The sequence below is a fragment of the Gammaproteobacteria bacterium genome (assembly GCA_003696665.1).
Taxonomy (GTDB): Bacteria; Pseudomonadota; Gammaproteobacteria; order Enterobacterales.
Map to the genome: position 1 here is coordinate 26605 of RFGJ01000349.1, position 8708 is coordinate 35312.

12 protein-coding genes are annotated in these 8708 nt (G+C 53.5%); 5 read left to right on the forward strand and 7 right to left on the reverse strand.

Translation table 11 applies throughout. From position 1 onward, the window contains the following. Positions 1–12: 12 nt before the first annotated feature. The 5 genes from D6694_09195 to D6694_09215 all read right to left on the reverse strand — a co-directional run bounded on the left by D6694_09195 (position 13) and on the right by D6694_09215 (position 3483). Positions 13–252, reverse strand: coding sequence for a hypothetical protein (locus D6694_09195; GenBank protein RMH41280.1), 240 nt, complete (start codon positions 250–252; stop codon positions 13–15). Between the two features lie 278 nt (positions 253–530). After that, the gene (locus tag D6694_09200) at positions 531–719 is read right to left on the reverse strand and encodes a hypothetical protein (GenBank protein ID RMH41281.1); all 189 of its coding nucleotides are present in this window, start codon (positions 717–719) and stop codon (positions 531–533) included. 88 nt (positions 720–807) lie between these two features. Further along, the gene (locus tag D6694_09205; GenBank protein RMH41282.1) at positions 808–1410 is read right to left on the reverse strand and encodes a hypothetical protein; all 603 of its coding nucleotides are present in this window, start codon (positions 1408–1410) and stop codon (positions 808–810) included. 657 nt (positions 1411–2067) lie between these two features. Further along, positions 2068–2292, reverse strand: a complete 225-nt coding sequence (locus D6694_09210) for a hypothetical protein (GenBank protein ID RMH41283.1) — start codon at positions 2290–2292, stop codon at positions 2068–2070. A 342-nt stretch (positions 2293–2634) separates the two neighbouring features. Further along, a complete protein-coding gene (locus D6694_09215; protein ID RMH41284.1) occupies positions 2635–3483 on the reverse strand; it encodes a hypothetical protein in 849 nt (282 codons plus the stop codon). Positions 3484–4079: 596 nt separating this feature from the next. Between D6694_09215 and D6694_09220 the strand changes: the two genes are divergently transcribed. Both D6694_09220 and D6694_09225 read left to right on the forward strand, forming a co-directional pair. Next, on the forward strand, positions 4080–4238 hold the full coding sequence (locus D6694_09220; protein ID RMH41290.1) for a hypothetical protein: 159 nt from the start codon (positions 4080–4082) through the stop codon (positions 4236–4238). 390 nt (positions 4239–4628) lie between these two features. Then, positions 4629–5279: a hypothetical protein gene (locus D6694_09225; protein ID RMH41285.1), complete on the forward strand. Its 651-nt coding sequence runs from the start codon at positions 4629–4631 to the stop codon at positions 5277–5279. Here the strand turns inward: D6694_09225 and D6694_09230 are convergent. Next, positions 5230–5457, reverse strand: a complete 228-nt coding sequence (locus D6694_09230) for an ATP-binding protein (protein ID RMH41291.1) — start codon at positions 5455–5457, stop codon at positions 5230–5232. The genes D6694_09225 and D6694_09230 overlap by 50 nt on opposite strands. A gap of 154 nt (positions 5458–5611) precedes the next feature. Here D6694_09230 and D6694_09235 point away from each other — a divergent pair, with 154 nt between their 5' ends. Genes D6694_09235 through D6694_09245 form a run of 3 tightly spaced genes read left to right on the forward strand, consistent with a single transcriptional unit; the run spans position 5612 to position 6824 of the window. After that, complete coding sequence (locus D6694_09235; GenBank protein RMH41286.1) at positions 5612–6085, forward strand: hypothetical protein; 474 nt, start codon at positions 5612–5614, stop codon at positions 6083–6085. Next, a complete protein-coding gene (locus tag D6694_09240; GenBank protein RMH41287.1) occupies positions 6085–6525 on the forward strand; it encodes a hypothetical protein in 441 nt (146 codons plus the stop codon). Before D6694_09235 ends, D6694_09240 begins: the two co-directional genes overlap by 1 nt. After that, the gene (locus tag D6694_09245; GenBank protein RMH41288.1) at positions 6522–6824 is read left to right on the forward strand and encodes a hypothetical protein; all 303 of its coding nucleotides are present in this window, start codon (positions 6522–6524) and stop codon (positions 6822–6824) included. The genes D6694_09240 and D6694_09245 overlap by 4 nt, the downstream gene beginning before the upstream one ends. A gap of 117 nt (positions 6825–6941) precedes the next feature. Here D6694_09245 and D6694_09250 read toward each other — a convergent pair whose 3' ends face one another. Then, positions 6942–8639 carry a hypothetical protein gene (locus tag D6694_09250; GenBank protein RMH41289.1) on the reverse strand — a complete coding sequence of 566 codons (1698 nt, stop codon included), beginning with the start codon at positions 8637–8639 and terminating at the stop codon, positions 6942–6944. Positions 8640–8708 lie beyond the last annotated feature (69 nt).

Consider the following 8708-nt stretch of genomic DNA (forward strand, 5'->3'; position numbering starts at 1 on the left):
CGCCCCTTTTTTTTAGGCAGCGCGATCGCCAGCCCCCGCCAGATCAGCAGCCAGATCAGCGCAGAGCTTCGCCAAGGTGTCCTCGGTTTGGTAGAACTGCTCCAACAGGCTGTCGCACTCGTGGGACAGCCACTGCCGCACATTGAGATCTGGCTCGGCTTGGGCAACAGCGGCAAGCCGATTAATCAGCACTTTGAGTTTGGTGAGCGAAACCCGGAGGTCTTCAACAATTGATTCTGATTCGTGCATCATGAATTTCTCCTGATTTGGTTGGCTGTGTGTTTTGGCAATTGATCTGGTGGGACGTGGCGATCTCCACCCTGGTCGAGCCTCGCAGCCAGGCGACGGGGCGACCGCCCCGCTCCTGCGTATACACCAAGACTCGACTGCCTCGTCCGCTGGAGTAACACTCGACCTTGGAAACCGTGAAAGAATCTACGGTTTCCTGGAGTCCCCAGCCTAGAGTTGATTGAGGCTTCAGCCGCACGAGATCTCCTGTCACCAGATTCCTTGCCAACTTTGTTCTCCTGTCACCATTCACGTCGCTCCAAGCTGGCGCAGCGGCGCACCTTGTGCGGCAGGCTGCGATCTTCAGTCCAAACCTTGATCCACCAGTTGCCATCCTCGAACCACTGGTCGAAGGTTTTGGCGGATGGATAGGCGATCGCCCTGACATGGGCTGCGCTCTCTGCGCTTTTAGCTCGAAAGGTGTAGATCATTTTGCTTTCTCCGAGCAATAACAACGGGTTGGGAAAATGGTTTCGGAGTAGACAATGGCGACAATGGCGATCGCACTCAGCAGCAGTGCTACGGCTGCGAGTCGCCAGAGTCGGGCTTTCCCATTGCCATTAGGTTGCCAAAAAGGTCTTCAGTCCTCTGTGTGGCGGAGGTCTGGCGCTCTGCCAGAAGGCGAGATTCTAACGCTTTTACCGTCAGGTCAGTTCTGGCGGCGGCGATTTTCCCGGCTAGAGTTTCAGCGTCTCGCTCTGCCCGCGAGAGCCGCTCACGCTGCTCCTGCACCTTCGCGTCCATCGCACTGCAAGCGGCTTCGATCGCCCTATCCGCGATCGCCAACAGCTTTTCGGTATCGGTCGATTGACCAACCACGCCGTCGAAGAGACGAACCATCGCGTTGGGGTCAAAGCCCGCTGGCAGGATGATCTTGCGGGATTCAACGGTAGGGAGTTGACCAGACCGGATGAAGCCAGTGGGGACAATTTCGTCAGGGGCGATCGCCGCCGGTTCGGGAGCAGCCGGTGCATCGACGATGCCGTATTCCAGGTTTAGGCGGGCGATCGCCTCGTCGTCCAGCCCGTTTGCGGTATCGATTCCCAACCGCTGACAATCTCTGTAAACGGTGGTCTTTGGAAGTCCGTGGGACTTGCAGAAAGCGGTAAGGGATGTTCTCATACAAAAAATCCTCTGAAGTGCTTGAAGAAACTAGGTTGGAACAGCTTTTTACTGCGCTGTTCACGATAGATCAATGCTTTCAGCGATCGCCCTGGAACACGGTCTAGTTCCCTCAACGTTCCAAGGCGTTCCATATGCTTGTTCAAGCTTGATTTTTCAAACTTGAACCAACAATCAACAAGCTTAGCCCTGACTTGTAGAAAATACAAGCCCTAAAACGCAAAATCAACGCGAAAATCAGTATATAAAACAAAAACGGGATGTATTTTATACATCCCGTCTAAGTGTTGGGCTTTTCTGGACTTTTCTGGAGTTTCAGGTTTGATCTCAGGTTTAATCGCCGTTTCTCCGGTCTCTAACCGTCTCGTAGATCTGGCGCAGGTGCGGCACTATTTGATCCTCCAACTCCCACCGAGAAAGCAGTTTAAACAGGCGGGCAACGCGGTAACACCTCCAGTGGCGGAGCTACTGGGTCGCGCCGTTGTTAAGTCGTTAAGTTGATTTCTCTGACTTTGACATCCTCCCCGTCCCACACATTGTTTTTGGTCATTTTGATGAGGAGGGCAAGGGCGATCGCCGTTTTGTTTTGATAGGGGCGATCGCGCTTTGGCAGTGGGGCGATCGCCGTTTTGTTTTGGTAGTGGGCGATCGCTCTTCTCATCTGGCAACACCGACACTTGCTTGGTGGTGGGCGATCGCCGTTTTGTTTTGGTAGGGGCGATCGCTGTTTCGTTTTGCAGTGGGGCGATCGCCGTTTTGGCAGCCCGTTTTGTTTTGCAGTGGGGCGATCGCTCTTCTCATCTGGCAACACCGACACTTGCTTGGTGGTGGGCGATCGCCGTTTTTGGAGTTTGCAACATCTTCCTGTTCTAGGAGCAACATGATCTCTTTAAAAAGATCTCTGATCTAATGCCACGGAGAAATAAGGGTTTGAGTCCTCTATTTAGGAATTTTCCCGTCGGCGATTGCGCTTTTACTGAAACTTTGGAACTTGGGCGATCGCTTCTTCTTCGAGAAAGGACTAGACATGAGCCAGATACTTGTGACATGATGTCGATTAGCTTTTGACTCTTTATAGCGATAGAGATAGAGCGGTCACACCTTGTTGGATGCGACCGCTTTTTAGTTGCCGATTACGTTTGTTGCGGCGTTCCAGTATCACAGCGATACCCATCACGCCCGGTGAACAGGTGTCCTCTTTTCGTGATCCCGAAATGCACTGCGCTAGGTAATCCCGAAATGCACTGCGCTAGGTAATCCCGAAATGCACTGCGCTAGGTAATCCCGAAAATCTCTTAGGTTATCATCATTCATCTCATGGCGAGAGCGGACGTTGTAGCGCTCCATCATGAGATGAGCAACTTGTTCGCGCTCCCAGCCTAATTGCCTAAGAAAAATCGAGGTTTCTACAATAATCCTCGAAATATCTCCTGGATCGCCCTGGCTACCTGGAATGGCCCTGCTCAAGTGTCCGTGCGGCGAAAAACCCTTCACTATTGCGGTATGGAGGTAAGCCGCAGGGTTTTCTGTATTCCCCCTTCCTCGGACTGCTGCTATTGCACAACGGATTCTCTTCTCTCCAAACCGTGCAAGAAGTTCGAGCAGCACTTTTGGGTTGAAATTTGGGGCAACGCCTTTAACCTCTTCATACAACGCCTCTGCTTGGGATTGAGATTGAGATGCTTGAGAGTGTGGCGCTCTTTGGGGATTTTTTTGGGGATTTTTCTGTCGGCGATCGCCGCTTTCATTCCTGTTGCTCCCCAGTCCTGGTGGACTCTCCAGTCCTGGTGGACTCTCCAGTCCTGGTAGTCGCAGCTTGTAGCGATGCCCCCACCACTGCTCTAGCACCTCCACCATCTCCAAATCTTTTAGCCTCAGTAGCGCTTCTCTCAGCCAGCGCATTGTATACCCTAGCGCGGCGGACGCTTCTGCTAGGTCGAAGTTGAAAGATCTTTCAGGGCGATTCTCTTGACGTAGATACACCCATAGCTTGTAGGCCGCTGGCGGCGCACTGTTTAGAGCGCTGGACACAGATCGGGTCACGGGGGCGAATGGTTCGCCTATCTTACCCATTCTTCACCTCCGTTAGTTAGCAGAGAGGGAATGGAGGCAGAAGGCTTCCTGGCTCTTCCTTTTTTTCCTTTTTCTTTTTTGGGCAGGCGGGGAGGGATGGTTGCTGGCGACCCCCCTTCCCGCCTAATCCAGCAGCCGCATTTTCTACAAAGTGAGTGATCCAGTCCAGGCACGTCAAACACGTGCCCATAGTTGCACACTTCCATTGACTTGTGACTTTTCTTTTGACTCTCTTGGGCGATATCTTGGGCGATGGTTAGACGATAGATTTACATGATTAGATTTACATGATTCGTTCGTTCCAGTGCGAGACGAGCGAATCGAAATAGATAGCAAGATAGCAATAGATGGCAATTAGCAAATAGCAATTAGTTTTTATGGCGCTTTGATTTTATGGCGCTTTGATTTATAGCGCTTTGAAGCGTTTCTAATCTGCTTCGCAAGCATTATGCTAACATGATATCGTCGTGAAGTGATAGGGAAGCGATAGGTAATTGCAAGCAATTGATTGTGGATTACCTGTGAAACTGAAACCCGGTGAAACCCGCGCCCAAGATCCCAAAATGCCCAAGACAAAGAACAATCATCGTACAGCCGTGAGTGAACGAATAATGCTTACATTGCCAGCCTCGATCGCTGCCGACTTGAAAAAGTGGGCGCGTCAGGAAGGCCGCCCAACGGCTAATCTCGCGGCGTTCCTGATCGAGCAAGCGGTTCGGGGCAAATTTGAAGAAAAATATCCGCCCCGCCAGTAGGCGAAAAAGGTAGGAAATTTTGGGTTCAAGCTGGAACTTGTGACGGGTCGTCGGATGGCATGAGAGCAAGAATGCCAGCGATCAGACAATTCTGACAATTCTTGGCTTCCCGTCTAATAGCTAACTGTACAGTTCAAAAAACTGTACAGTTCAAAACCGAACTTCACACCTCCTACAGTTAAGGGGATTGATTGCCAAATACCCCATCCCCTTAACGCCAACGCCTGTTAACTCAGTTGGGCGTTCAGTTGGGCGTTGATGGGTATCCGGGCGGTTGGGCAATATGTCCAAAAAAATAGGAAAAAATAGGGGCTGTCAGTGTGGCACTGCGATTTGCGGCTCCTGTGAATACTGCACTAGACTGGTATTCGACTTGGAGCAAATACAACAATGACCCCGAAGACCCTGAATCCAAACGAACTGGCCTGCCAAGAAGCGATCGCGCTGCTGGATCGCCCCAAGCCTCGATACCGTTTGCAGGTTTGCGAAGATCTCGGTCAGCTTCAACAGCTTTGGAAGATTGACAGGGAAGCTTACAAAGATTGCAGCTTGAGCTTTGATCGCTTCCGGGAGTGGTGGACTCGATACGAGTTCGGAAGTCGGATCTTGTTGGAGGGCGATTGCATTCTGGCGGCGCTGGGCATCTATCCGATCAGTCCTGAGCAATACCACGCCTTCAGTGATGGTCAGATCCCAGAGAACAAGTTGGTGCCTGTGCCATTTGAGGAGTGTGAGGCGAATCCCCAATCCTGCTGGTATGCGTCTGGCATTGTCACGGCTGAGCAGGTGCGCGGCTGGGGGAGTCCGCTTAAGCTGCTACTGCAAGCGGGGATAGGCTGCTGGGCGGACTCCAGACACATTGCCTTCCCGCTGAAACTGATGGCGATCGCCGAATACGAGGCGGGCGCTAGGCTGCTGAATTTCTTGGGCTTTGAACAGACCCGCGACGGCGGGTCGATGCCCGACGGCTGCGACCTGTACGAAACACGGTTCAACTCCGAATCAGACCTGCGATCTCAGCTTCGCAAAAGGGGTCTTTGACACTCCCCCGTTTTGCAAACGGGGGAGTGTCAATGCCCTGCTCTTTGGCAAGGCTTTCGGCGAAATACGTTTTTCCGGTTCCAGGGGCCCCTTCCAGGATCAGGGATTTCAATCCCTCGCGCTTCTGTAGCGCACGAAGCGCGAGCGCCTCCGCAGGGCGCAAGTGGTATCCGTTCATGTCCTTCCCTTGCTTGTTTTCGTCAATTCCACTGTATTTGGTCTTCTTGCACTTGTCAAACACTTTTTCCTAAGAAATGTTTGACAAGTGTGATAGGCGAGTTTAGTATTGAAAGTGTTGAGAGAAAGGGTCGGGTCGAAATGAGTCGCTTGCGGTGGCAAAGGCTGTTTCGAGCCTTGGCGTGCCAGGTGCGGATGTGTTACTGCCTCACAGCAACGGCTATCCTTACGAACTTGAGCATAATGGCAGGAAACTCCCAATTGATTCGATTGGGTCAATTGGGAGCCGGACGAAGCGTGAACACGCCCGCAAAAACGGGCTGTTGTACAAGTCCTTGGTTGAGAAGTTTCAGATCCAGGCGGTGATCGCCTTGGGAGATTGGGACGCAGCAGACATTTATGCTTGGCTAGCCCAATATCCAACGGTTGAGCGCTTCATCTGGCTGGATGATCTGGATGATGCCTGCCGCCCTGGACGGAGAACCGTTAGAGATCGCAGCAAATGGGCGATCGGGAATTTGGGCGGTCGAGGATATGCAAAGCCTGCGTCGATCCGTCACAAGCTGACGTATCACGATGGCTGCAAGGATGCGATCGCGTTCATCAACAACATCAAGATAAAGAAGTGATGGAGGAAACGATGGAACACGAAGATCTGTTCGGGCAGGCCTTGGAAAAGGCCCTAGCCTGGGCAAATCAGAATAGACCTGCTGCGTCCTCGCAGCACAAGTCCGCGTTCTCAAACTCTGTCGCCTATCTGGTGATAGGGGAAAGTGGCGGCTACGGTGGGCCGTCCCTCCGGGAACACCTTGTCTCCTGGAGCCTTGGCACAGTTGGAGTTGGAAGCGTCAACATTGCGGGGCAGGCTATGACAGTCATCACGCCTGATGGCAACCTGCCGCTGCCGGGACAATGGACGTTTGATGCTGCGGTTGCCCACGCAGCGCCACTGTGCTTCGACCCCGCCACGAAGTATTTAAACCTCCTGCTCCAGATCCAGGAGCGGGAAGACTGCTTTGACGACGATCCCGAAGATCTAGCGGTGCTGCGGGGAAAAAGAAAAAAGTGAGGGGGCGATCGCCGCTCCCCACTCCAGAGATCGAGGCGATTATCGATGCCTGGATCTCTGGGGCTTACCAAAGGGCGATCGCCCTGACGAATTTGTGGCAGTACCGCCACGAGAAACGTGTGTGCAAGGGTATCAATCCTGACGGATCGCCCTGTACACACGTTTTGGCGCGGCAGGCGAAAGGCGATTATTGCACTCGTCACCGCCACCAAAACCCAAAGGTTAAAGAGGTGGTGAGGAAAGCGAAAGCAAAAAAGAAAAGTAGTCGATCCTCCCTGCGATCTCCAAAGCCCGCCTAGTGCGGGCTTTTTTTTGCATCTCGCTATCGCGCGACAATGGCAAGGCGATCGCCCTCTTGGAGTCGCGGCAAGATGCGTGGAACTAGGCGATCGCTCAAGCCTCAGCAGTCTCAGCGATCAGGTTAGTGTGATGTCATCTGTGATGCGCTTGGTGTGCCTGGCGTTGTGCCGCTGGCTTAGCCCGTGTGCAGCGTGGTGCTGCTGGATCTCTTCTCCTCGTGCCTTGAGGGCCTCCTGCACTCGTCCTTGAGATACAGAGTAGCCGCTACCCCGTATCAGTTGGAGCAACACGGGGACGGAGATAAACCATTTTTGGTTGTGTTCTACTGCTGGATTGTCATTCCAGCTTGTAATGAGGTCGATTGCCTCATCAATTTTCCCTTTCCCTTTCTCGCCTGCGTCTTCCCGGCTCTGTCTGCGGGGTGCGGGTTCAGTGCTGCGCCTGGGGGTGGGGGCGGCTTGCGGCACTGATCGGAATGCGGTCGGAGTTGTCATTGCCACGGCACCACCGACACCACTGACACCACTGATACTACCGAGCATTTGCCGGACTTGCTGGAATTGCTCGGCTTCTGCCCGGAGTCGCTCAACCTCTAGGTTTTTTGTCTGGACTGATGATCGCACCTGCTCCAGTTCTCTCTCCAGCGCTTCTTTTTCTTGTCGTAGTCGCTCGATTTCAGTGGTGAACCACTGGAACGTAGGGGCTAGAGCGTTTAGATCGAAATCACTGGTGATCTTAGGTTCTGTGGGGTTGTTTTGGTCTTGGGTTGGGGGTTCTTCTTCGAGGTAGGCGATGACTCGGACGAAGAACTCCGCTGTGGTGGCTGTTTTTGGTATTTTCAGCCTTGATGCAGCGGCTCTCTTAAGCTGCTGCATCAGCGGTGTCGCAACACACGATCGTGACGGCTGTTTCTGGGTTGGCTTGGTGCGGGTGGTTGCCATTGGCTTGTCCTCTAGTCTTTCTCTTTCTGCTCTTTCTGGCTGTGGTTCTGCTCTTTCTGGCTGTGGGATGCCATCGTCAATTGCGATTGGCAGCCTGTTGACCTGCTCCAGGAGAATTCCTTTCTGGCTGAGTTGTGTTCCTGCGGAGTCGGTCAGCCGGTAGTGGAAATAATGCTCCGTCGCGCCTGCGTTTTTGCGGCAATCCATTTCTTGCTCTCCGATGACGTGCCCAAGGTGGGCTTGGATGAAGCGGTGAGCGCCCTGGTTTGGAGGGCAGAAGAAATGGATGGCTATCTCTGCGTAGCAGCCTCGCAGGTTATGGGCTGAAACGCTCTTTTCGCCTTCCAGTACCGGGATTATCCCGGTGTCCTCAAACTCTCGCTTGATTGTGTGGCGAACTGTGGTGTTCGAGCGAGAGTTGATTTCGTCCGGGGTCAGCCCGGCTAATTCCTGAACCCTGGGGTGCGCTCTAAGGCGCTCGATCGCCCTCAGTACCTTGTCAGCCTTGCTCAGTGTGGCGATCACGAAGGTCTGAGCGTCCTCTGGGTTCTGTATCCCCTTCTTCAGTTGCCCTCGGAAGGCGATCGCGTAGGGGTGAGTAGTTGGCTTAAACTCGCCCTTGGCGATGCCCTCACTGAATCTGCGTCCAGTGAGGGCTAGAAGACCTACGGCCCATTCGTGGGGCGATTGCCCGTCCAGCAGCCGCTCCGCCGTCGAGACAAATCGCTGCGGATCGACGGGGCGCAATTCGTCCTGCTTTCGATTGTTTCTCGCTATGGAGACGTTCTTTAGCCCCTGATACACTTCGTTGGGGTATAGCAGGTGCTTCAGTCCCCAGTGAGGGTAGATCTTGCCGAACTCGGTCGGCTCCATGTCTTGCCTGGGTAGTCGCCCTTCCTCTACAGCCAGGGCGATCGCCCGTCGCCATTCGGGTAGGTACTG